Source organism: Gordonia tangerina, assembly GCF_021556435.1.
Taxonomy (GTDB): Bacteria; Actinomycetota; Actinomycetes; order Mycobacteriales; family Mycobacteriaceae; genus Gordonia; species Gordonia tangerina.
The window spans coordinates 110701-134602 of sequence record NZ_JAKGCU010000013.1 but is presented as its reverse complement, the minus strand read 5'-3'; the positions used below and the strand labels follow the sequence as shown (position 1 = coordinate 134602).

Sequence of the window (23902 nt, the reverse complement as noted above, 5' to 3'; positions counted from 1 at the left end):
TCGCGCTTCACATGCCATCCGGGTGGCCCGGTCCTTGAGTTCCTCACTGTACTTGCGTGGTGCTGCCATGCTCTCCATCCTTCACAGGTTCGAGAGCCTCCGACAGACCCGGGGCGGTTCATGGTGTGGGTGCGACACGGCTTCGGACATCGTCAGGACGGGTGCATAACAGGTGTTTCGTCCTTCGAATGCGCGATCCAGTTCCGCGCGATCGAACGAGGCGACGCGGTCTGCGAAGACCGTCCGGTACTCATCCCACCGCTCCGGGTCGAGGTGATCGTGACGCATGTGGGCGGGCAGTCCGAGCACATCGCACATCTCCGTCCAGAACTGATTCTCGATGGCTCCGATGCTGACCCAGTGACCATCCCTCGTCTGGTAGACGTCGTAGAAGAATGCGCCGGTGTCGAGGAGATTGGAACCCCGCTCCTCGACGAGCCCGCCCTCGGCGCGGTAGGAATGGAACATCGCCATCAGCGCGGAAGCTCCGTCGATCATCGCGGCGTCGACGACGCGGCCGCCACCACCCGCTCGGGCTCCGAGTATCCCGGACACCATGCCGAATGCGAGAAACGTTCCGCCACCGCCGAAGTCGCCCACGAGATTCAATGGCGGCACTGGCGGTTCATCCTTGCGACCGATGGCGTGGAGTGCGCCGGTGAGGGCGATGTAGTTGATGTCATGCCCCGGCATCGATGCCAGGGGGCCGGTCTGCCCCCACCCGGTCATGCGCCCGTACACCAGGTTCGGGTTCACGGTCAGGCACTCATCCGGACCGATGCCGAGCCGTTCGGCGACACCGGGCCGAAACGTCTCGATGAGACCGTCGGCCCCGGCGCACAGTCGACGAACGATATCCACCCCTGCGTCCGTCTTGAGGTCGACGGCGATGTGTTTGCGGCTGCGGAACAGGATGCCGTGACCGCCGACCGCCCAGGGGTTTCCACCCGGGCGGTCGACTGTGATCACTTCGGCGCCCATGTCGGCCAACATCATCGCTGCGAACGGACCGGGCCCGATCCCTGCCAGCTCGATCACCCGAACGCCCTCGAGGGGCGGCCGCTCGGCGTCGGTCATGAATGCGACACCACGGGCATCGCCCCCTTGTTGGCGGCGATGTCGGCATGAACCTCATCGGGATTCGCGACCGCGGTGGCCTTGTCCGCGTGGTCGGGAAGCTTGATGGCGTCATTGAACTGACGCAACATCGCGAAGGCCGTCTTTTCGTCGTCGTGTGGGAGCAGTCGACCGAGCCGGTCGGCCGCGGTGACCAGCGGTCGCACTGTCGGCAAGATGTGTCTCCAGCCGGTGCGTTCGGCGCCCAGAGCCTTCATCACGTCGTCGTCGATCCAGGTGTCGAGCAGTCCGTAGACGAGCTTCAGGCGTCGTTCGGTGGTCATGAACTTCGCGACCGGGCCGGGGAGGACCTCGACGTCGCCCGGTGGGTGCTCGACGCTGAACTTGATCACCGAGTGGACCACGTCGCGGCAGAAGTCGTCCGGCGGCTGCTCGATCATGGTGTGGAAGTCCGACTTCAGCCGTGCGTCCTCATAGCCGGTGTGCAGGATCTCTTCCGGGACACCGATCACATATCCCACGTACCGGCTGAGAGCGAAGATGTCCTCGAGTTCGCGGTCGCTGTAACGGATTCCCGAGCTCTGCACGGCGTCGACGAACTTCACGCCGAACTGCCCGGCCTGTGTCTCCATGCTGTCGAGATTGTTGATCGGGATGCCCCAGTCGGCCCAATCCCACGCGTCCGAGCGACTCAGACTGTGCCGCACCGCGGCATGGATCATCCGGACCTTGGCGGTGAGTCGGAATCCTTCCTCGAATCGACCCATCCCGCCCGGGGTGTAGGCAGCGACGACGTAGCGGAAGCTCTCGACGAGTCGGGTGCCGACGTGGTCGGCGCTCTTGAGTCGGCCGCTGAACAGCACGGGCCGGGTTGCGCTGTACATCGAGAAGCCGCCGGCGATCGTCGCCCATGCCAAGACCGGGGGCACGATGGGGCCGGCACGCCAGAAGGCCACCGCGCCACGGTAGAGCTGATCGAAGTCGACCCAGTCGGGAACGTGGTCGAGTTGTTCGAAGAGCGCGACCATACCCGGTGTCGGATCGTCGATCGAGTCGATCCCGCTCTCCAGGGCACGGTCGAATGTTCGCCAGCTCGTCCTGTTGCTCTTGTCCTTGAAATCGAGCATCGCCTGGTACGCGTAGTCGTCCGCGAGCATCGCGTGGTCGGTCATCTTCTCGACGAAACCACGACCGTACATCGCGATCGCCCTGTCCTTGTTGACGATTCGACCCAGATCGATTCCCCGGGGTAGACCTTCCGGGATGTCGAGGTCGCCGCGAAAAGTTCGCTCGCCCGTCTGTGCTGCTGTCATCGCTCTCTCCCTCGCCGATTGCGGTGGGCACGGCCGGTTGTGACTGCCGTTACAGCGAGGGTAGACCGAAGTGAACACTGTGTCTACACTCAATGTCTGGCTACGCGTCCAGGTCCGTCTGCTCGCCGGGCGCGGACATTCCGCTCATCACGAGGGAGACTCATGCAATCAGTGCGCGATCGAATCGATGACCGATCCACCGATGTCCTGCGCGATCTGCTCGCCACCCGATGGAGTTGCCGGGCCTTTCTGCCCTCGCCGGTGCCGCGTTCCGAGATCGAGGTCATCCTCGATCTGGCGCGCCGAACGCCGTCGTGGTGCAACACGCAACCGTGGCATCTGCACATCACCGAAGGCGCGGCCACCGACCGACTGCGTGTCGCGATGCAGGAGCAGGTCGCGGCGGGTCCGACGTCGACGCCGGACGTCGAGTTCCCGCGCGCCTACGATGGCGTCTTCCGCGACCGACGGCGCGAAAGTGGTTGGCAGTTATACGAGAGTTTGGGTATCGCTCGCGATGATCGTGCGGCGTCGGCGCGTCAGACATTGCGGAACTTCGACCTGTTCGACGCACCACACGTCGCCATCCTCACCACCGAGGCGGCGTTGGGGCCGTATGGGGCGGTGGACTGCGGTCTGTTCGTCGAGAGTTTTCTCCTCGCTGCGCACAGCCGTGGCGTCGCCACCATTCCCCAGGCAGCGCTGGCGACGCAGGCCCCGACGATCCGAACGCATCTCGACATTCCGGCCGAACGTCATGTGCTGCTGGGAATCTCGTTCGGCTATGCCGATCTCGATCATCCGGTCAACGGATATCGCACGAACCGTCAGGAGTTGACTGACATGACCACCTTCGTCGAGAGCTGAGGAGAAGTCGATGAGTGCACGCGATGTCGTGACCGCCGACGGCGTCCGAATCCACGTCCGCGAGATCGGTGACGGCCCGGGCGTGCTGCTGATCCACGGGTGGAGTCTCAGTGGGGAGGTGTGGGACCGGCAGATACGGGTACTGGCCGAACGAGGTCACCGTGTTGTCGCGATGGACATGCGGGGGCACGGACTTTCCGACGCCCCACTCGATGGATACGGCATCGGCACGCTCACCGCCGATGCGGAGACCGTCCTCGAACAGCGCGGCCTCGGGCCTGCTGCGATCGTCGGCTGGTCGCTCGGTGGGATGGTCGGCTTGCGGTTGGCCCGTCGACGCCCTGACCTGGTGCGTGCTCTCGTCCTGGTCGCGTCAAACGGTGTCGCCGCGTCCCGCTTCGACTCTTTCCCGTTCGGGGTACCGGCCGAGGCGCCCCTGTCATCGATCCTTGCGGGTGAGCACGCCCATCGGGTGTCGTTGCGCCGAAGCGCTGTCGGTGACCCGTTCAAGGACACACCTGATCCGCACGTTCTGGACTGGCTGCATCGGGTGTCGCTGCAGACGCCGAGCTGGGCCGGCGGTGCCGCGATGCGAACGCTGATGTGCACGGAACAAACCGATCTCCTGGATGGGCTCGAGGTGCCCGTGACGCAGATCGTCGGGACTGCCGACCCGGCGTTGTCGCTGCGAGGTGCGCGATGGCTTCAGGCCCGGCTCGGGAGCGTGCTCATCGAACTCGACTGCGGTCACTACCCGATGCTCGAGCGAGCAGACGAGTTCGATGAGGCGCTGACCGGAGCGCTTACCGGACTTCCGACGACGAATCCCGAGGTGAATGGCGCAGACGCCATGTCCGGACATCAAGTATGATCGTCGCATGACCCAGGGCTCTTTCGTTCGCCGACGACCCCGTGACCACGACGGGAGTTCGACCGCGGAGCTGGCGGTGTTCGACGCGACCGAGAGGCTCCTCGCCGACACGTCCCTCCAGGACCTCACTGTCGCACAGATCCTCGAGACGGCGGGGCTCTCCCGCGCGAACTTCTACCACTATTTCGCCAACAAGTACGACGTGCTCGTTGCACTGCTCGGCCGGGTGTTCGACGAGTCCTACGGGACCGACGCGCCGTGGTACACCGATCCGGGTCGAGACCGCGCCCGGCGGATGGGATCGAGTCTGGAGCAGACGCTCGAGATGTGGTCCGAACACGGCGCGGTCATCTGCGCGGTGATCGAACACATGCACAGCCAACCGTCCGTGGCCGCGGCGTGGCAGCGCATGTTCGAACGATTCGTGTCGGCAGTCGCCGAGCAGGTCACGTTCGAACGAGCCGAAGGCCGGGCACCCGACGGGCCCGCCGCCGAGATGCTCGGCGCGATGTTGGTCGGCGGAGCCGAGCGCGCGTTCTACGTCAGTTCACGCGGACTCGATGATCGGCTCCCCGCGATCGCGAGTGTCACGTCCTCGTTGAGTGCGATCAACGAGGCGGCCATCTATGGGGGGCGGACGGTACGCCGCACGGCGAAGAAGCGGGTCCCCGTCACGGCTGAACCACGCAGCGGCCGAGTGATTCCGGTCCCGGAACCGGCGGCGGACACGGAGACCGCGCAGGGCATCCTGCAGGCCATGCGCGAACTGCTCATGTCGAGCACCCTGGCGGAACTGTCCGTGGCCTCGATCCTGAAGAAGGCGGGGATATCTCGTGCGTCATTCTACTTCTACTTCCGGAGCAAGGAAGATGCCTTCATCGTCCTGTTCCGAGAGGCGGCAGCGGACATCGTCGCGGGACTGTCGGGGGTAGCCGACGTCGACCGCAAGGACCCGTCCGCTCTGCTCGCACAGGTCGGCAATTGGTTGAACCTCGACGGCCACGCCGGCGCGATCATCAAGAACGCCGTGCACGAATGGCCCCGACTGCCCGAGTTGCGGGTCGAGTATCTGGCGGCGATGACGGCGATGGAGAGCACGCTGGAATCCATCATCGTGGCAGACCGCGGGCGGGGTATCGCCCCGCCCGGCCCACCGGCAGGTGAGTTCACTGCCACCGTGCTGTGGACGATCGAGCGCACAATTGCCGGATCACTCGCAGGCGAAGCGCATCTCGACGATCTCGACGCAGTGACGGCCATGGTCGGTCAGTTCCTGTACGCCGCGATCTACGGAACACGCTGATCGTCACACGGACGATGACTTCGAAGCCGGCCGCTGGAACCGCTTGACGGCGCGGCGGAAATCGGGACCGTCGACAAGCGCTGTCTGCCCGACGATCTCGGCCTCGAATGCTGCGTCCAGGTGGGGCAGCAGGGCCGTATTGAGACTGGCCTTCGTCGCGGCGTAGGCCGCCGTCGGACCATTCGAGAGTTGCGTCGCGATGCGTTCGACGTGATCGGTGAGCAGATCGTCGTCGACGACGGTGTCGACCATGCCCCACAACAGAGCCGTCTCGGCATCCACCGTCTCCGCGAACAGTGCCATCTGTGTGGCACGCGTGAGACCGATGCGGGCACCCACGAGCAGCGACGCGCCGGCGTCGAGTGTCAGTCCGACCCGGGAGAACGCGAGCGAGAACGAGGACGACCGTGCGGCGATCACGTGATCACAGGCCAGCGCAATCGAACAGCCGAGGCCGACGGCGGGCCCGTTCACCGCTGCGACAACGGGTTTCGGCATCTCCCTCAGAGCGCGGATGGTCGGGTTGTAGAACTGTCGGAGTTCTCTCTCGGTGCGTGGGGCGAGCCGCGTCTCCTCGGTGACCCCCTCCAACGCGATGTCTGCACCGGACGAGAACGCTCTGCCGCGTCCGGTCACGATGACGCTCCGGACGTCGGGATCGGACGCGGCCCGACGGATCGCGGCGAGCAGATCCGACTGGAGTCGATCATCAAAAGCGTTGAGCGACTGGGGCCGTGACAGGGTGAGGCGCAGGACCCCCTCGTGTCCTGCACTCTCGAGAACGTCGGTCTGATCCATCACCGTCCAGTCGATCATTCGTCGACCATAGGGCAGACGCGGTATTCATACAAGATGTCTGCCGCACGGGGTATCCATCTCGGAGTGATTGACATCACGTCTGAACACTATGTATGCTCGGGTGATCCCGTCAACCGTCGCGCCGCCTCGGTGTGGTTGCGGCACAAGAAGTCACGGAGTTCATGAATGAGCGTCACCGACATCTCACCCGCCGCACGATCCCTCGACTGGAGTGATGATCTGGCCGTCGCGCGTGCGGCCTTCGGGAGCGGACGTACCAGGGCGCTGTCCTGGCGCATCGCGCAACTCGAAGGACTCCTGCGCTTTATCGACGAGTGCGAGAAGGAGATCGTCGCCGCGATCGACGCGGATCTCGGACGGGGCGCGATGGCCACGTTCATGGCCGATGTGGCGCCCGTTCGGCACGAGATCAAGCACACGCTGGCGAAGGTTGGCAGATGGATGAAGCCGGAGAGAGTCCGGATGAGTGCAGCGACCTCACCGGGCAAGGCGTGGGTGGTGGCCGAGCCGAAGGGTGTCGCGCTGATCCTCGGCGCCTGGAACTTTCCGATCCTGCTCACCCTCCATCCGCTGGTGAGTTGCCTCGCCGCGGGTAACGCGGCCGTGGTGAAGCCGTCGGAGATCGCGGAGAACACCGCGCAGCTGTTGGCCCAGCAGCTCCCACGGTTCGTCGACGCAGAAGCGGTGCGCGTCGTGATCGGCGATGCGACGGTCAGCGCATCGCTCGCCGGCCAGCCCTTCGATCACACCTTCTTCACCGGTTCCACGAACGTCGGTCGCGCGGTGATGGAGGCCAGTGCGCGCAATCTGACTCCGGTGACCCTGGAACTGGGCGGCAAGAGTCCGGTGATCGTGGCCGCGGATGCCGATCTCGACGTCGCCGCACGGCGGATCGCCTGGGCCAAGTCGGTCAACGCGGGCCAGACCTGTACCGCGCCCGACTACGTCCTGGTGGAGGAATCGGTGCGACCGGCACTGGTCGAACGACTCCTTGCGGAACTGCCGCATCACGGCTCCCATGACACGACCAGGATCGTGAACGATCGGCACGTTGAGCGTCTTCAACGGGTGCTCGCCGGTCACGGTGGTGAGCAGTTCGGCGGCGCGGTCGACACGGACAAGCGGACGGTCACGCCGGCGCTGATCACCGACCCGAGCCTCGACTCGGAGCTGATGTGCGAGGAGATCTTCGGTCCGGTTCTCCCGCTCGTCTCCGTCCGAGACCTCGACGACGCGATCGACTTCGTGAACGCACGTCCCAAGCCGTTGGCGTTGTATCTGTTCACCGAGTCGCGTGACGTGGAGCAGGCGGTGGTGGCGCGGACCTCCTCCGGATCGGTCACCGTGAACCACCTTCTCTATCACCTGCTGGTACCCGAACTCCCGTTCGGCGGTGTCGGCGGCTCGGGGATGGGCAACTATCACGGCAAGAACGGCTTCGACACCTTCAGTCATCGGAAGGCGATCCTGCGTAAGGCGTCGCGGCCCGATCTGGCCGCGATGTATCCGCCCTACAGCCGGCCGATGCAGGCGATGATGCGTCGCCTCATGGGTTGACGCACCGTCGCCGGACCGCGATCGAGCGTGAAACAAAGGACAGATTCTGTCATCTGTTGACCTAAAGCCTTTCGGTTACTACTCTACGGTTTGTGACCCCGTTCACAGGGCCGTTGACGGCCCTCTCACCACGAGCTCGAGGAGTGCGACTGCCATGACGACGACGGAACAGGCCGCGGACCCGATCGCCGCGATCGGCGACAGGGATCAGGTATTCATCGGGGGGCGGTGGGTCGACTCCACGGGCTCGGACTGGATCGAGGTCGTGGATTCCTGGTCGGAGAAGACTGCCGCGCGTGTCCGCGCCGCCACTACCGACGACATGACCCGTGCGGTGGACGCGGCCCGCGCATCGTTCGACGCCGGCGTGTGGGCGAACAAGTCCATCGCCGAGCGCGCCGACATCATCGACACCATCGCTGACCGCCTCGATGCCCACGTGGAGGAACTGACCACGCTCGGTGTCGTCGAGGTCGGTGTCCCGCTCCCGGTCAGTGCGATGACCCAGCAGATGACGACCGGCCTCTTCCGCGCGGTGGCCCAGGAGGCGCGAACCGCGACGATCAGTGAGGAGCGGACCCGCGCCGACGGTGGGGTGTCTCGAATCCTCAAGGAGCCCGGTGGCGTCGTGGGAGTCATCATCCCGTGGAACGGCCCGATTGGAACGATCGCGTTCAAGGTGATCCCGGCGCTCGCGGCCGGATGCTCGGTCGTTCTGAAGACGTCGCCGGAAGCTCCGCTGTCCCCGTCGATCTTCGCCGACGTCGTTGGGGAACTCGTCGCCGAAGGGGTCATTCCCGAAGGTGTCCTGAGCGTTCTGGTCGCCGACCGCGAGGTCTCCGAATCGCTCGTCACCAATCCGAAGGTCGACCACATCACCTTCACCGGCAGCACCGCCACCGGACGCCGGATCATGAACCTGGCCAGCGAGCGGGTTGCGAAGGTCTCGCTCGAACTCGGAGGCAAGTCCGCGGCGATCATCCTCGACGACGCCGACCTGAACACCGTGATGCAGGCACTCCCGATGGGCGGGTGCATGCAGTCAGGGCAGGCGTGCATCGCGCTCACGCGAGTCCTGGTGTCGCGCAACCGTCACGACGAGGTGGTGGCCGCGTACAAGGCGGCACTGGGGATGATCCCCATGGGTAACCCCTGGGAACAGACCAACTTCCTCGGCCCGTTGACCTCGGCACGTCAGCGCGATCGCGTCGAGAGCTACATCGAGACTGCCCGCGCGGAGGGGGCGGAAATCGTGCACGGTGGTGGGCGTGGCGTCGATCAGGGCTTCTTCGTCGAGCCGACCATCGTCGACAACGTGCGCAACGACATGACGATCGCGCAGGAAGAAGTGTTCGGTCCGGTCATCTCGATCATCACCTACGAGGACGAGGACGATGCGGTGGCGATCGCCAATGACTCGATCTATGGACTCTCGGGCGCGGTGTTCACCGCCGATTCAGAGCGTGGTTTCGCACTCGCGCAACGTATTCGGACCGGAACGGTCAACGTGAACACGTCCACGATCGACTTCACGCTGCCATTCGGCGGATACAAGCAGTCCGGCGTCGGACGTGAAGGCGGGCCCGAAGGACTCGAGGAATTCTTCGAGACCAAGACGGTTCACTTCCCGGCGCCACAGCCGACCCAGTGACCCGGCGAGGCCGTGGCCGAGGCGCTCAGCCGGCCACGGCCTCGCTGTCCAGCTCGTGATCCCGGATGACCCCATGGAGGAAGCTGCGCACCATTTCCTCGAACAGTTGCTTCTGGGTCAGCGGGTTGCTGGCGAGGGCCTCGGTGAGAAGGGGCTGTGAGGTTTTGTCAACGTTCGGGAAGATTGTTGACTTCGTGCTCGGCGGGCGCATGGCCTCCATGAGCACGGTGCCGATCGACAAAGTTTCCATCCCGTCGAGGATGCGCACATGCAACTCAGCAGGGACCCCGGAGTCCAGTAGGAACTGTGCGGTCTCCTCGTAGGTACCGACGAACAGCTCGCGCGGAAGATGCTGCAGCAGAATCGGAGCAGCGTTGCGGTGCCGCAGGATCGACTGCCGGAAATTGAGTGCCAATGCGACGAAGTACTCGGGCCAGTCGGCTCCCGGCCGACGGCGGGGGCGGGCCACCGACGTCCCGGCGATGTAGCGGGCAACCTCGGTGAGTATCTCGTTCTTGTCCGAGAAGTGGTGATATAGCGAGGGCGCGCGTACTCCCATGTGCTTGGCCAGCCGGGGCAGGCTGAATGCCTCGAGGCCGTCGGAGTCGATGATCTCGATCGATGCCTCGACCGCCGCATCGCGACTGATCAGCGGCTTGGATGGTCGCGCCATCGGTCCACCTTCCTGTGCCCTCGTGTGATGTACCTAGCAAGAGTAGTTTTTCGCGTCGCGGTGGTCTATCTCCGCGTCCGGCCGGTTGCCCGTGGACGCATCGTCGGCTCAGCCTGCGTGTGGTCTGTGTCCGCGATGTCGCGCTCCAGGGCTCGAGATCTGTTGCCCGACATCCGGTTGTTGGGTTACCGAGGTGCTGACAAATATCGCTTGACGTTTCATGTAAGAAGTCTTACGGTGGCTGCAAGGTGGTCGACGTCACATTTTCCGAATGTGCCGGTCGAGCATCCCAGTGGAGCCCACTCAAGGCGCAATCGTCGGCGGCCCAGATCGGCGAGTGCCCGGGCAATTCGAGAGCAAGGAATCCGATCACATGAAGCTTGAAGGCAAGGTAGCCCTGATCACCGGTGCCGGTTCGGGCCTGGGACGTCAATCGTCCCAACTCTTCTCGTCCGAGGGCGCGCGGATCGCCGTCGTGGACATCGACGGTGACCGGGCAGAACAGACCGCGAAGCTCGTCGAGCAGCAGGGTGGTGAGGCCATCGCCATCACGGCCGACGTGGCGCAGAAGTCGCAGATCGTCTCCGCTGTGGACGAGACGGTCAAGCACTTCGGCAAGCTCGACATCGCTTGGGCCAACGCGGGAATCGTCTCTCGCGGAGGTGTTCCCACTGTTGCGGGTGGAGAGTCGGTCCTCTTCGAGGACCTGACCGAGGACGACTGGCAGCACGTGTTGGGGATCAATCTCAGCGGCGTGATCTACACCGCGCAGGCCGCTGTGCCGGCACTGAAGGCCAATGGTGGCGGCACGATCCTCGCGACGTCATCGGCGGCGTCGCTCGTCGCGTACCACGACATCGCGCTCTACAGCGCGACCAAGGCGGGCGTCAACGGTTTCGTTCGCGGCCTGAGCCTGGACCTCGGCCCATACGGTATCCGCGTCAACGCGCTGGCGCCGACTCACGGTATGTCGCCGAACTTCCTGATGCCCGCCGGTTCGCCCGTCGTCGGCCAGTCCTACGAAGAGGTCTCCGGCCCGTGGGATCCGTTCGTCTCGCCGATCCCGCTCAAGCTCAACCGTCCGCCGTCACTGGTCGACAATGCCAAGGTCGCGCTCTTCCTGGCCTCGGACGACTCCGCATACATCACCGGCGCCACCATCGGCTCGACGGATGGCGGAACCCTCTCGCGCGTCGGTATGTGGTTCGCGGAGGATCTCGACCAAAAGAATCCCAACGCCTGAACGCCATGTCATCCACGCAGGAGAGCATTCTGACCGTGGATCGGGTCGCGTGCGCCGGGCACGGATTGTGTTACGGCGCCGCACCGGACCTGATCGACTGCGACGACCAGGGCGACCCGATCGTGCCCGATCATGCGCTCGGATCAGACGAGGTCGGACCGGCCAATGAGGCCGTGTCCCTCTGCCCCGAGCGTGCCCTGGCGCTCCAGCCCATCACCACAGCCCCGGAGGATCAGTCATGACAACAGCCGAACGTTCCCGTGAGGACGTCACCGTCGACTTCGACGTCTACGACCAGAACATCGCCGCACCGGTGGACCGCTTCCAGGAGATGGCAGCCGAACTCGCGTCCAAAGGGCCGGTGGTCTACTCGACCGCGTATGGCGGTCACTGGATCGTCACCCGCTACCAGGAGATCCATGAGGTGCTCCGGGATGCCGAGACCTTCTCCAGTTACCCCAACAACCTGGTGACGAACGAGGCGTTCGGGAAGTTCATCCCGATCGAACTCGATCCCCCGGAGCACACCGGGTATCGCAAGGCGCTGCAACCGCTGTTCGGGCCCGCGCGCATGAAGAAGCTGTCCGAGAGCATCCGCACGGTGGTCAACGACCTGCTCGACGACTTCGCGAGCAAGGGTGAGGCCGAGTACATCTCGGCGTTCGCCCACGAGCTGCCCGCCCGGATCTTCCTCGCCCTCATGGATTGGCCCATCGAGGACGCGCCGCTGTTCACCGACGCCACCGATGTGGTGCTGTTCGGCAAACCCGGCGGCACCGAGGAAGAGTCGCTGGAGGCCCGCGCCATCGCCGGTATGCAGATGCTCGGCTACTTCCAGAAGATGGTCGACGAACGGCGGGCCAACCCCGGCGACGACGTGACATCGCAACTGATCCACACCGAGGTCGAGCTCGCCGACGGGCTGCGTCTGCTGACCGACGAAGAGCTGAACCGCATGTTCTTCCTGCTCCTCATCGCCGGCCTGCACACCGTGCAGGGTTCGTTGGCGTGGGCGATCGTGCACCTGGTCAACAACCCAGAACAGCGGCAGCAGATCATCGACGACCCGGCGATGATCCCGAGCGCGGTCGAGGAGATCCTCCGGATCGAGGCCGCGGTGGTCCCGGGGCGTCGCGCCACGCGTGACGTCGAGTTGGGTGGCATGTCCGTCAAGGAAGGCGAACAGCTGATCCTGCTGCTGTGTTCGGCCAATCGTGACGACGGCGAGTTCGACGAGCCGGACGAGCTCGACGTCACCCGCCGCCCGAATCGCCACCTCGCTTTCGGCGGCGGCGCGCACCGATGCCTGGGCTCGCACCTGGCGCGGATCGAGCTGACCATCGCCCTGGAGGAGATCCACCGCCGGATTCCCGATTACGACCTCGTCGAATCCGACCCGCCTGTGTTTCATGCGAGTCAGGTCCGGGGCTGCGTGAAGATGCCCATCCGATTCACTCCGGAGTCCTGACCAGGGGGAAGTGACGACGGCCAGCCTTCCCTCTCATCGTCATCGGCTGGCCGTCGTTGCCTCTTAAACCTTATAGCTGTAGATTAATGGCAGTGCTGGACCTGATCGGGTCCGGTACTCACAGACCCGGCCAACGACAGCCTTTCGGAGGACCCATGACCACCTCGCTCCCGCGTCAGGATCGGATCCGTCGAGCGCTCGAACTCCTACGACACGAGACGACGGACAAGTTCGACGAGATCATTCCCTTCGAGCCGGGCGAGTTCACCGACCCGGTACTGGCCAAGGACGAACGCGATCACGTCTTCGGTCGGGTCCCGTCGATCGTCGCCCACTCGTCGGAGCTGGCGAAAGCCAACGACTTCATCACCGTGACGATGCCGCGCAACAACATCATCGTGGTCCGTCAGAAGGACGGCGGGGTCAAGTCGTTCGTGAACCTTTGCCGCCACCGGGGTGCACTGCTGGAGGAGAGCGAGAAGGGCCGTTGCCGCATCTTCTCGTGCGGCTACCACCGCTGGTCCTACGACCCGGACGGGTCGCTGCGAACCATCACCCGCGACTCCACATTCGGTGACGTTGACCGCGGCGACCACGGGCTGATCGAGATCCCGACCGAGGAGCGACACGGCTTCATCTGGGTCGTCGACAACGCCAAGGAGGACATCGATGTCGCCGCGTGGCTCGGACCGGAGATCGACGGAATCCTCGCCGAGTACGAACTCGACAAGTCGGTGTGTTTCCGGGCTGGCGGCTTCGACGAGCCCACCAACTGGAAGATCATGCAGGACGCCTTCCTGGACGGCTATCACATCCAGTACGCGCATCCCAACACCGCCGGCAAGATCATCCACACGAACGTGATGGCGTTCGAGGACTTCGGTCGGCACTGCCGGTTCATCGCACCGCGCAAGTCGATCGATCGGTTCCTCGAGGAGGACCCCGGTGACGAGAACCTCGACAAGTACGTCACCGAAACGCACTTCCTACTGCCCAACAGCACCCTCCTCCGGCAGCCGGATCACTTCCAGCTGTTGACGTTCCGGCCACATCCCACCGACCCGACGAAGTCCCGGATGGAGCAACGGCTGATCGTTCCGACGGTCGAGGACAGCGGGATGGCGCAGGAGCGGTGGGAGCGGCTCTGGAACAAGAACTGGGAGATCCTCCTCGCGGTGCTGCACAACGAGGACTTCCCTCTTCTGCGGGACTCCCAGCGCGGCATGGGTAGTGCGGACGCCGGCGACATGTTGCTCGGCCGCAACGAGATCGCCAACCAGGTGTTCCGCAGAGAGATCAAGAAACTCGTCGCGAACGGACGCGCCCAGGTGGGCTGAACGTGATACCGACGGGTTCGGCGAAACCGCCCACTCGTCGACGCTGTCCGAATTATCCTAATTGCGTTAGGTGGCGGCCCCACCACACCTGACTACACCAACTGTCACGCCAGACACCAGATGAAGGAAGAACGATGACCGCAACGATCGGAGCCGCCCTGGACTGGTGGGCCCGCACCAAGGGGGACACCGACGCGGTGGTGTTCTCCGAATCCTCGCTCACCTACCGGGATCTGAGGGACTGGAGTAGCCGGGTGGCCCGACTCCTCGTCGAGGAACGCGGTGTCGCCGAGGGGGATCGGGTCGGCGTGCTGGGTCCCAATTCGCTCGAGTGGCCGGTCGCGTCGCTCGGTGTGCTCAAGTCCGGTGCCGTTCTCGTGCCGTTGAACAGCCGGTACAAGCCGGCCGAGCTGCGGAAGATCGCCGACGACGCGGGGATCTCGGTGGTGATCGCGGCTCCGGGATTCGAACAGCTCGCCGAGGACACCGCTGCCATCGGAGAGGAGTTCGCGGTCATCTCCTACGCGGAGCTCGACGGACTCCGATCAGGTGGGGCAGACGACTTCCGCGTCGATCGTGAGCCAGATGAACCGACCACGGTCCTGTTCACGAGTGGATCGACGGGGCTGTCGAAGGGCGTGATCCTCACCAACCGCACGCTGCTGTCGATCGTGCTGGAGAACACCCTCACCGAGGAGGGGTTCCGGCCGGGGACGACGACGCTGCTCGTACTCCCGTTGGCGTTCACTCCGGGCCTCGTCTACGGGCTCCTGATCACCACTGTTCTCGGGGGAACGCTGATCGTCGAACCCGAACTCAATCCGTCCAACGCAGTGACGTTGCTGGAGAAGCATGCGGTCAAGGCGATCTTCGGGGTGCCGCTCATCTTCGAGGCGATCTCGCGCGCACCGGAATTCGCCGAGGCCGACCTCAGTTCGCTCAAGACGGCAATCGTCGGCGGCGCTGCTGTACCAGGACAACTCCTCAAACGATGGGCCGACAAGGGCGTTCTACTCCGCCAGATCTACGGCATGACCGAAGCGGGTGGAGTGGCGACCGCGACGATCCGTGACGAAGCGCTGGAGTTCCCGGACCGATGCGGCACGGGCTCGATCTTCACCGAGGTGAAGGTGTTCACCGAGAACGGAGAGCCTGCGGCGCCGGGCGAGGAGGGCGAGCTCGTCGTCCGCGGGCCGGGCGTGACACCCGGTTACTGGAACGATCCGCAATCGACATCACAGGCAATACGCGACGGTTGGTTGCACAGCGGGGATCTCGGCGTCAGCGACCCCGAGGGGAGGGTGAAGTTCGTCGATCGTCTCAAGGACTTGATCATCTCGGGCGGCATCAACATCTCCCCGGTCGAGCTGGAGATCGCCATCGGCGCGATCGACGGCGTCGCCGAGGTGTCGGTGATCGCTGCGCACGACGACCGATTCGGCGAGACCCCCGCCGCCATCGTCACCGTCTCGAAGGACCTCGACGCCGACACGATCGTCGCCCACTGTGAGAAAGTCCTCGCCGACTTCAAGGTCCCACGATATGTGGTGATCCGCCAGGATCCGCTCCCGCGTCTGCCCTCCGGCAAGATCGCCAAGACGATGATCCGCGATGAATACAAGGACGTCGACGCCCGATTCAGCAAGGTGCGCTGACCGTCTGCTGACCACAGCTCGACCACGAGGCATCACCGACCCCGGTGATGCCTCGTACGGTCGGGTGCGCCGACCCTGCTGGCCGCTACAATGGACGCAATGCGTTTCTTGTATCATTTTTCGATGAAACGCAGGAGGTAAACGGTGGCGCGGCGTAAGACAGGCAATGTCCTCAGCGAGGATGTCGACGAGGCCCGTAAACAGATCATGGTCGCGGCCGAGCGCGTGTTCCAGCGTTACGGGGTCGCCAAGACCACGATGGACGACATCGGCCGGGAGGCGGGAGTCTCGCGTCCCACGGTGTACCGATATTTCGGTGATCGCGACACACTGATCTCCGCACTCATCGAACGTCGTTCCCGCATGCTCTTCGTCAAGGCGCGAAAGTTCCTGCTGGATCAGGAGACGTTCGCGGATCAACTCGTCGAGGGGTTGATCTTCCTCGTCGACCGCGGTCGCAAGGACCCGCTCGTCCGCATCCTGGTCAGTCCCGAGCACATGCAGATGGCCGAACCGCTCGTCGGCAGTTCGGGTCTCGCGGCGCGACTCACCGCCGAGATGTGGGAGCCGGTCATCGACCGGGCCGTCGAGCGTGGTGAGGTGCGCCCGGATCTGGACAAGCAGAAGATGGCGGAGTGGATCGCACTCGTGCAGTTCATCCTCGTCGGTCGGCTCGACTTCGATCGCCCGGACGATCCGGTCCATCGTGAGATGCTGCGGGACTTCGTCCTGCCAGCCTTTCTTCCGTCGGCCGTGCCGGCCGCAGAGCGCGCCTGACCTGTTTCCGATTCGACCATGAGAACGACGTCGCCCTTCGGTACAGAAAGGCGACGTCGTCGGTCAGTTGTCAGCGGTTGTTGTAGCCCGCGTCGACGGGCAAGGTGACGCCGGTGATGTAGCGGGCCTCGTCCGAGGCCAGGAACACCATCGCGTTGCTCACGTCGACCGCCTCGATCAGTTCGACCGGCATCGGGTTCTTGTATGCCTCGTCGTTCGCGACCTCCGGATGGGAGTTCACGAACTCGCCGTACTCGGCATTGGCCACCATGGGGGTGTTGACCCCGGTCGGGTGGATGGTGTTGACGCGGATCGATTCTGTTGCCAACTGCTTGGAGAACAGTCGCATCAGGCCGACGACTCCGTGTTTGGATGCTGAGTATCCCGCCTGTCCCGCAAAGGTGTTGAGCCCTATACTCGTCAGGCCGGCAGCCGAACTGGTGATGATGATCGAGCCGCCTTCGCCCTGCGTGACGAGCCGCGGTGCGGCGATGTCGAGGACGTTCCAGACCCCGGTGAGCATCACATCGACGGCATCGTGCCATGCCTGCGACTGCTCGCCCGGGCCGATCACCGGCATGATCCCGGCGTTGGCGATGACGACGTCGAGGCGGCCGAACTGTTCGGTGCCCAGATCGAGGGTGCGTCGGATGTCGTCGCGGTTGCGTACATCGCCGACCGACGTGACGATCTGGCCGCCGGCTGCCTTCACGAGTCGTTCAGTTTCGGCGAGATCTTCTCGGGTGGCCATCGGGTAGAACACGGTCGGGATCTGATCGCAGTTGTCGAGCCCGATGATGGACGCACTCCTCTGCCATCCGGATGGCGTGCGACCGTCCCTGTCCGCGGGCCACGCCCGTGATGAAGACGACCTTGCCGTCGAGTCTCTGCATGTCGGTTCCTTTCTCGCCGGGCCTCTTCTGGACACGGGGGCATCGGAGTGTGACACCACTCACAAGCAGTAAAACTAACACCAGTAGATTGATGTTGGCAACACCTGCGCCGAGGCGCGGGTCTGAGCCGTCCAAGGGGGCGCCGCGGGCCGCTGAACTGGGTCAACTGTTCAGAAGTGATTGACATCACGTCTGAACACTATGTATGATCGGCGTGTTCAAACGCCCGGGATCGCCGCCCGTTGCGCTAGCAAAGACGTTTGGGCAGCGGCGGAGCTGATGACAAATGACGATTGACGTATCGCGTCTCATGTAGGTATACACGTAGGTGTTGTGATGCAGCACACGTGATCAGCCCGGTGTGGTCGCCACATCAACGAACGGCCCACGCCTGCAGTACCCGACTCGACAGTCCGAGACGACGAATACCGACCGCTTCCGCGGATCGGCAGCCGACAGAGGTAGGAGGAAGGTGTGATGGGCGCAGTTGCGCTTCGCGCAGGTCGCGCATCGCCACGGGGGGCGATCAAGATACAGAGGATTGCGGCAGGTGTCCTGGACCGTCTGATCCGGAGCATCAACACTCTGGGCCGCTCTGCCCGGCTCGCCGCGGATGTCTTCCGGTTCTCCGTCACCGACTCGCTGGCGCTTCGACTTCCGGTCGGCGAGGTCATCGAGCAGATGTGGAAGCTCTTCAAGGTCACCGCGCTGCCGGCGCTGTTGATGGCCGTGCCGATCGGCGCGGAGGTCTCGGTTCAGGTCGGCGGCGTGATGGACCAGGTCGGTGCCAACTCGCTGGCCGGAGCCGCCAGCGGTCTCGGTGTCGTCGGCCAGGGGGCTCCCATGGCCGCGGGCCTGCTGATGAGTGGTGCGGCGGCGTCCGCCATCGCATCCGACCTCGGAGCCAGGTCGATTCGCGAAGAGATAGAGGCGATGCGGGTCATGGGCGTCAACCCGATCCAGCGGCTCATCGTCCCGCGATTCCTCGCGATGTTGATGATCGCGCCCGCCCTGTGCATCATCATCATCGCGTCGGGAGTGGCCGCCGGCCTCGCGATCTCGGCAAACGTGAACGACGTGGTCCCGGCAAGCTTCTGGCAGTCGTTCGGTGCCTTCGCGACACCGACCGATCTGGCGTTCTCGATGCTCAAGGCAGTGCTGTTCGCGATCCTCGTCGTCATCATCGCCAGCCTGCGAGGGCTCGAGGCAAAAGGCGGCCCGAAGGGCGTCGCGAACGCGGTGAACGCCTCCGTGGTGCTGTCCGTGTTCTGCATATTCATGACCAATCTGATGGTCAGCCAGTTGCAGACGATGTTCTTCCCGCCGAGGCTGGCCTGAGATGGCATCGTTGACCGGCGAACCGGCAGGCGCCAACCTCCTCACCAGGGGGATGCAGGCGATCGGCCGAGGCCTCCTCGGCATCGCCATGGAGATCGGCCAGATCGTGGTCTTCGTCTGGAAGACCATCGTTCTGTTGCCCACCACGATCCGTCACTACCGCAAGCAGACAGCCAAGACGATGAACGACATGGCCTGGGGGAGCGGATCTCTCATCGTCGACGGCGGCGTGGTGAGCCTGATGTTCTTCCTGGGTGTCGCCGTCGGAGCGGTCGTGGCCATCCAGGCGTTCATGGCATTCGACCTCCTCGGCTTCGGCGCGCTCACTGGCATCATCGGATCGTTCGGCAACATCCGCGTCATCGCGCCGATCATCACCGGTATCGGATTCGCGGCACAGGCGGGGTGTCGGATGACCGCGGAGATCGGGGCCATGCGGATCTCGGAGGAGATCGACGCCACCGAGTCGATGGGCCTTCGCGCCATCCCGTTCGTCGTCGGAACCCGCCTCGTCGGCGGAATGCTGGTGGTATTGCCCAGCTATCTGATGGCGCTGGTCGTCAGCTTCATCACCGGCGGTTTGATCATCAAACTGTTCCACGAGCAACCGAGCGGGACCTACGACCACTACTTCGCCCAGTTCGTCACACTGCCCGACCTCATCGCCTCGGTGATCAAGGCGCTGGTGTTCTGCGCAGTGGTGACAATGATCCATTGCTACTACGGCTATTTCGCCAACGGCGGGCCGGCGGGGGTCGGTTCGGCATCGGGCCGTGCCATCCGCGCGAGCCTGGTGGCGATCGTCGTACTGAACTTCTTGATGACCGTCGCGATTTGGGGCCTGAACCCCGAGTTGCCCTTCAGAGGATGACATGGCCAGGCACACGAGCCAGGATTTCATCCGCGGGGATCTCCGCGGACAGTTACGCACACTCGGAGTGGTGGGCACAGCCAGTATCGCGGTGATGGTGCTCGTCATCGCGGTCGCGTGGATCGTCTACCCCAAGGCGACAGAGCCCGAGGGCACCCGGGTCCAGCTGGTGATCCCGGCGCTCGGTCCGGGGGTCAAGGTCGGCTCCAAGGTCCTCCTCCGCGGAGCCGAGGTCGGCGAGGTGACCAGCGTATCCTCCCCTCGCGCAGGAGATGTCCAGGTAGACGTCGTTCTCCGGCCATCGGCGACCTCGGTGCTCACCGACAGCCTCGATGTCGACTTCCGGCCTGAGAACTATTTCGGCATCACCGCGGTCAACCTCATCGAGAAGTCCGGCGGAGCGCCCCTGCGCGACGGTCAGGTGCTGGCACGGGACTCGTCCCCCGACTACACGATGTCGACGATGCTCGAGCGAGGGTCGCTCGTCGTCGACGGCACCCTGACGAAGGACATGATCGCGAGTCTGGACAAGGTGATCCGGTACGCCAACGGACTCGCTCCCTTGATCCGGTCGGGCATCATCGTCGCGGACACCGTCGCCAAGACCCAGCGGCAGATGCCCATCACGCTGATCCGCCGTATGAATGCGGTACTCGACGAGTTCCCGGCGTTCAACCGACAGGTCACCAGTGCGCTCTATGCGATCACGGAGAGTCCCTACAACAAGTTGCCGGACGGTAGCCGGGGGGTCGACGACGCGTTCCACAAGGAGACCGACGCAGCGCTCGAGATCGCCTCGAGCGACCTGTTCGGCAAGGCGGGTGCGCTGCTGGCATCCCATGACAGCGAATTGACCCCTTTGACAACACTTCTGGAGAAGATGGCCGATCCACTGCCCGGCGTGATCGGCGGCGGGATGACTATGGACAAGACGGTTGCGCTCATCGACGGTCTGGAGAGTGCGTTCGTCGGGACCAAGGATCAGCAGACCCTCCAGTTGCGCATCGTCCTCGACTCCATGCCCGCCGTCGCAGGTCCGTTGGCGCAGATGGGCGTCACGCAACGCCTGCCGAGAAAGAAGAGGTGACCATGTCGCACAGGACGCAGACGATCGTCTCCGCTGTGAAGGTGCTGGCGGTGGCAACCATCACCGTGCTGTTGTTCGTCCTCGTGATCAATGCCATGCGCAATCCCGTGCAGGTCGAGACCAGCTCGTACTCAGCCGACTTCACCGACGCCTCCGGTCTGAACGTGAACGGGGACGTGCGGATGAAGGGCATGCGGATCGGAAAGGTGACTTCCGTCGAGCTGCGAGAGGTGGACGGCCGGCCGGTGGCCCATGTCGCCTTCACGATGGGTAGCGAGCACCAGCTGACCGATACGACAGCGCTCGCCATCAAGTATCAGAACCTGACCGGTGTGCGCTACGTCGACGTGTCCGAGGGTGAGAATCCCGGGCGGCCCGTGTCGTCGATCCCGGCGAGCAAGACGACGCCGTCGTTCGACATCACCGAACTGTTCAACGGTCTGCAGCCGGTCCTGTCCACGATGAACACGCAACAGGTGAACGAGTTCAGCGAGAACGCCATCGCGCTGCTCCAAGGGGATGGCTCGGGCCTCGGGCCGATGCTGGACAACGCGCAGAAACTCGCATCCTTCGCGGACGACCGCCAACGGGTCATCGAGACCCTCGCCCGCAACATGGGGCGGATCTCAGACTCGATGGGCGGCCGGTCGAAGTACGTACTGCAGTTCCTCCATGCGGTGAATCTGCCGATCAGCAACGCGATGACGGTCCTCGACGAGTTCCCGAAGACCGCGACCTACGGACCGGCGTTGCTCGAGCCGATCGAGCGCATCCTGAAGTCCCTGGGAGTGAGTCCAGAGCTGGACGTCGACGTCCTGCTGACGTCGGTGTTCCACTCCATGACGGATGCACTGAACTCGTTCAAGCTCATGCCGAGCGCGCTGGCCGGGTTGCAGATCTCGGACTCGGGGCGGTCGACGTCCACCGGATGCAGCAAGGGTCGCGCACAACTGCCGACCGACGTCCAGGTCCTACTGAACGGGAGCGGGGTCGTGCTGTGCGCGAAGTGAGACAACGCAGATTAGGCGATCGGGTCAAGAACGCATGGTCCAGCGACGGCCTGTTGGGGGTCGGCGTCATCGTCGTCGTGGTCGCCATCCTGGCAACATTGGGCATCTTCTACCTGCGACCGGCGAACCAGAAGACCATCGCGTTCGAGACGACCGATGCCTCGGCCATCACCACCGGCCAAGACGTCCGAGTGGCCGGTATCAGCGTCGGCAAGGTATCGGATGTGACGCTCGAACCGAACCGCGTCAAGGTGTCTATGCGGGTCGACGAGTCGACCGCCGTCGGTGATCAGTCACGCGTCGAGGTGCGGATGCTGACCCCCGTCGGCGGATATGCAATCACCCTGATCCCCATGGGGACACAGACATCCGGAGGAGTGATCCCCGCCGACCGTGTCGCGGTGCCGTACTCGATCGGTGACGTCCTGCAGAGTGCGCCGACGGTCACCGATCAAGTCGACGCCACCGACGTCAACGCGAATCTCGAACAGGTGGCGAGCGCACTGCAGTCCAACTCGACATCACTGCGATCGATCGTCGAGGGGATGAACGCCGTCACGGGAGTATTCGACCGACAGCGAGCCCAGATGCACCGGGTTGCCGCGCTTGCGAGCGAATACCTGCAGAACTTCAATGCCAACCGGGAGTTCGTGTTCGACCTCATCCGGAAGATCGACATCGTGGTGACGACGTACCACAACAACGCGGCGGGCTTCAACTACACCTATTACCTGCTGGGCATGATCCTCAGTCGGGTGATGCCGTTCGAGAAGTTCTACCTCAAGCACAGCGATCTCGTGCGCACGAACATCTATGCGATCCGTGATGCGATCACCGAGATGCAGAAGCACATGGGGCCCGCGTTGGACAATCTCCTGGCAATGCGTGATCAGCTCGCGAAGTGGTTGACACCGAACGGTATCCGTGAGATCGGCGGCGGCACGATCCTCGCCTCCGACATCTGCGTGCCGATCCCCGGACGGAAGTGCTGAGATGGGAATACACAATCTGAGCAGGCGGTCGCTTGCCGCTATCGGTGCAGTCGTGGTCGTCGCGATCGGTGCGACCCTGGGCCTCGGGATCAGCAGGGCCGCCGACCGCACCGGCGGAGCGGGTACCGGCGGAGACGGTTTCTGTGCCGAGATGACCGATGCCATCGGGCTCTACGTGGGCAACCCGGTCACCCAGATGGGCATGCCGGTCGGTGAGGTCACCGGCGTACGATCTGCCGGCGACCACGTCCAGGTCACCTTCGATCTGCGGTCGGGCCGGGACTACCCGGCCGACGTGCAGGCGGTGACCCGATCAAAATCGCTCCTCGCGGACCGAACCCTGGAACTCGTCGGAAACTATTCCGGCGGACCGACTCTGAGATCCGGAGAGTGTATCGCGCGGTCGCGAACACACACCCCAAAGAGCATTTCCGAGATCACCGGCTCCGCATCCGATTTCATCAAGAACCTGACCAAATCGGGTACCGATGACGTCGGAGGCACGATCAATGGACTCGACAAAGCTCTTGCGGGTACCGCACCGGACGCCGAGAACATGTTCCGCCACGCGGCGGCCGCATCGAAGAACCCGGATCAGTTCATCGCCGACATCGGCGCCTCGATCGCGAACATGGCTCCGCTCACCGACAACGCACTACGTCAGTGGCCGCAGATCATGTCGATCCTGAACCAGATGCCGGACGTGGCGAGCCTGGGAACAGAGTTGTTCGCCTCCGTCTCCAAGTTCGACCGCGGGGTCGGCTGGACCGTGGCGACCATCTACGACATCCAGCGCAACTACGGCTCGATCCTGTGGCCATTGATGCACGGGCCGGTGACTGACCTGATCACCCTGGCGGCGGCACGCGCACCGGATCTGCAGAAGCTGTACGGAATGGTGCCGTCCATCGCCACCGCCCTTCGCCAGCAGGAGAATGCCGCCGGCGGACTCTCCGTGCCCTACAAGGCACCTGGGGTCTCGGTCTCGGCAGCTCAATGCCGCGCGCTCGGTGCGGCGTGCTCAGCCGAAGGCCGTACAGGCTCGGTGAATCTCCTGAACCTCATCCTGCAGAAGGCGGCGACACGGTGACAATCCTGGG

21 protein-coding genes and 1 pseudogene are annotated in these 23902 nt (G+C 64.2%); 17 read left to right on the top strand and 5 right to left on the bottom strand.

Features of this window, described 5'->3' with window-relative positions; all coding sequences use genetic code 11:
- Positions 1-81 precede the first annotated feature (81 nt).
- Both L1892_RS14980 and L1892_RS14975 read right to left on the bottom strand, forming a co-directional pair.
- Positions 82-1077 (bottom strand): CaiB/BaiF CoA transferase family protein, encoded by a 996-nt coding sequence (locus tag L1892_RS14980; RefSeq protein WP_235724401.1) that lies wholly within the window; start codon positions 1075-1077, stop codon positions 82-84.
- Complete coding sequence (locus L1892_RS14975) at positions 1074-2390, bottom strand: oxygenase MpaB family protein (RefSeq protein ID WP_235724400.1); 1317 nt, start codon at positions 2388-2390, stop codon at positions 1074-1076. The genes L1892_RS14980 and L1892_RS14975 overlap by 4 nt, the downstream gene beginning before the upstream one ends.
- 162 nt (positions 2391-2552) lie before the next feature.
- On the opposite strand from L1892_RS14975, the gene L1892_RS14970 reads away from it, so the two are divergent.
- From L1892_RS14970 to L1892_RS14960, 3 genes are read left to right on the top strand one after another with little or no spacing between them, the layout of a single operon-like run.
- The gene (locus L1892_RS14970; protein ID WP_235724399.1) at positions 2553-3257 is read left to right on the top strand and encodes a nitroreductase; all 705 of its coding nucleotides are present in this window, start codon (positions 2553-2555) and stop codon (positions 3255-3257) included.
- A 10-nt stretch (positions 3258-3267) separates the two neighbouring features.
- Positions 3268-4128, top strand: coding sequence for an alpha/beta fold hydrolase (locus L1892_RS14965; RefSeq protein WP_235724398.1), 861 nt, complete (start codon positions 3268-3270; stop codon positions 4126-4128).
- A gap of 7 nt (positions 4129-4135) precedes the next feature.
- Positions 4136-5431: a TetR/AcrR family transcriptional regulator gene (locus L1892_RS14960; RefSeq protein WP_235724397.1), complete on the top strand. Its 1296-nt coding sequence runs from the start codon at positions 4136-4138 to the stop codon at positions 5429-5431.
- Between the two features lie 3 nt (positions 5432-5434).
- Here L1892_RS14960 and L1892_RS14955 read toward each other — a convergent pair whose 3' ends face one another.
- Positions 5435-6247, bottom strand: coding sequence for an enoyl-CoA hydratase/isomerase family protein (locus tag L1892_RS14955; RefSeq protein WP_235724396.1), 813 nt, complete (start codon positions 6245-6247; stop codon positions 5435-5437).
- 168 nt (positions 6248-6415) lie between these two features.
- On the opposite strand from L1892_RS14955, the gene L1892_RS14950 reads away from it, so the two are divergent.
- Both L1892_RS14950 and L1892_RS14945 read left to right on the top strand, forming a co-directional pair.
- A complete protein-coding gene (locus L1892_RS14950) occupies positions 6416-7807 on the top strand; it encodes an aldehyde dehydrogenase family protein (protein WP_235724395.1) in 1392 nt (463 codons plus the stop codon).
- A gap of 154 nt (positions 7808-7961) precedes the next feature.
- Positions 7962-9458: an aldehyde dehydrogenase gene (locus L1892_RS14945; protein WP_235724394.1), complete on the top strand. Its 1497-nt coding sequence runs from the start codon at positions 7962-7964 to the stop codon at positions 9456-9458.
- Positions 9459-9483: 25 nt separating this feature from the next.
- Here the strand turns inward: L1892_RS14945 and L1892_RS14940 are convergent, their stop codons facing one another.
- Positions 9484-10131 (bottom strand): TetR family transcriptional regulator, encoded by a 648-nt coding sequence (locus L1892_RS14940; protein WP_235724393.1) that lies wholly within the window; start codon positions 10129-10131, stop codon positions 9484-9486.
- Between the two features lie 373 nt (positions 10132-10504).
- Between L1892_RS14940 and L1892_RS14935 the strand changes: the two genes are divergently transcribed.
- From L1892_RS14935 to L1892_RS14910, 6 genes are all read left to right on the top strand, one after another.
- Entirely contained in the window at positions 10505-11374 is an 870-nt protein-coding gene (locus L1892_RS14935; RefSeq protein WP_124709987.1) for an SDR family NAD(P)-dependent oxidoreductase, read from the top strand.
- 5 nt (positions 11375-11379) lie between these two features.
- Positions 11380-11616 (top strand): ferredoxin, encoded by a 237-nt coding sequence (locus L1892_RS14930; RefSeq protein ID WP_124709988.1) that lies wholly within the window; start codon positions 11380-11382, stop codon positions 11614-11616.
- Complete coding sequence (locus tag L1892_RS14925; protein ID WP_235724392.1) at positions 11613-12842, top strand: cytochrome P450; 1230 nt, start codon at positions 11613-11615, stop codon at positions 12840-12842. The genes L1892_RS14930 and L1892_RS14925 overlap by 4 nt, the downstream gene beginning before the upstream one ends.
- Before the next feature lie 155 nt (positions 12843-12997).
- Positions 12998-14179: an aromatic ring-hydroxylating oxygenase subunit alpha gene (locus L1892_RS14920; RefSeq protein ID WP_235724391.1), complete on the top strand. Its 1182-nt coding sequence runs from the start codon at positions 12998-13000 to the stop codon at positions 14177-14179.
- A gap of 134 nt (positions 14180-14313) precedes the next feature.
- Positions 14314-15834 (top strand): class I adenylate-forming enzyme family protein, encoded by a 1521-nt coding sequence (locus L1892_RS14915; RefSeq protein ID WP_235724390.1) that lies wholly within the window; start codon positions 14314-14316, stop codon positions 15832-15834.
- Positions 15835-15978: 144 nt separating this feature from the next.
- On the top strand, positions 15979-16611 hold the full coding sequence (locus L1892_RS14910; RefSeq protein ID WP_235724389.1) for a TetR/AcrR family transcriptional regulator: 633 nt from the start codon (positions 15979-15981) through the stop codon (positions 16609-16611).
- A gap of 70 nt (positions 16612-16681) precedes the next feature.
- Here L1892_RS14910 and L1892_RS14905 read toward each other — a convergent pair.
- Positions 16682-17504 (bottom strand): annotated as a pseudogene (locus L1892_RS14905) (mycofactocin-coupled SDR family oxidoreductase).
- Positions 17505-17981: 477 nt separating this feature from the next.
- Here L1892_RS14905 and L1892_RS14900 point away from each other — a divergent pair.
- The 6 genes from L1892_RS14900 to L1892_RS14875 are packed head-to-tail and all read left to right on the top strand — an operon-like array spanning position 17982 to position 23892.
- Entirely contained in the window at positions 17982-18842 is an 861-nt protein-coding gene (locus L1892_RS14900) for an ABC transporter permease (RefSeq protein ID WP_235724388.1), read from the top strand.
- A gap of 52 nt (positions 18843-18894) precedes the next feature.
- Positions 18895-19713, top strand: coding sequence for an MlaE family ABC transporter permease (locus tag L1892_RS14895; protein WP_235724407.1), 819 nt, complete (start codon positions 18895-18897; stop codon positions 19711-19713).
- A 1-nt stretch (position 19714) separates the two neighbouring features.
- Positions 19715-20800 carry an MlaD family protein gene (locus L1892_RS14890; protein WP_235724387.1) on the top strand — a complete coding sequence of 362 codons (1086 nt, stop codon included), beginning with the start codon at positions 19715-19717 and terminating at the stop codon, positions 20798-20800.
- Between the two features lie 2 nt (positions 20801-20802).
- Complete coding sequence (locus L1892_RS14885; protein WP_235724386.1) at positions 20803-21810, top strand: MlaD family protein; 1008 nt, start codon at positions 20803-20805, stop codon at positions 21808-21810.
- Positions 21798-22802, top strand: a complete 1005-nt coding sequence (locus tag L1892_RS14880) for an MlaD family protein (RefSeq protein ID WP_235724385.1) — start codon at positions 21798-21800, stop codon at positions 22800-22802. Before L1892_RS14885 ends, L1892_RS14880 begins: the two co-directional genes overlap by 13 nt.
- A gap of 1 nt (position 22803) precedes the next feature.
- Positions 22804-23892, top strand: coding sequence for an MlaD family protein (locus tag L1892_RS14875; RefSeq protein WP_235724384.1), 1089 nt, complete (start codon positions 22804-22806; stop codon positions 23890-23892).
- The last annotated feature ends 10 nt before the right edge of the window (positions 23893-23902 follow it).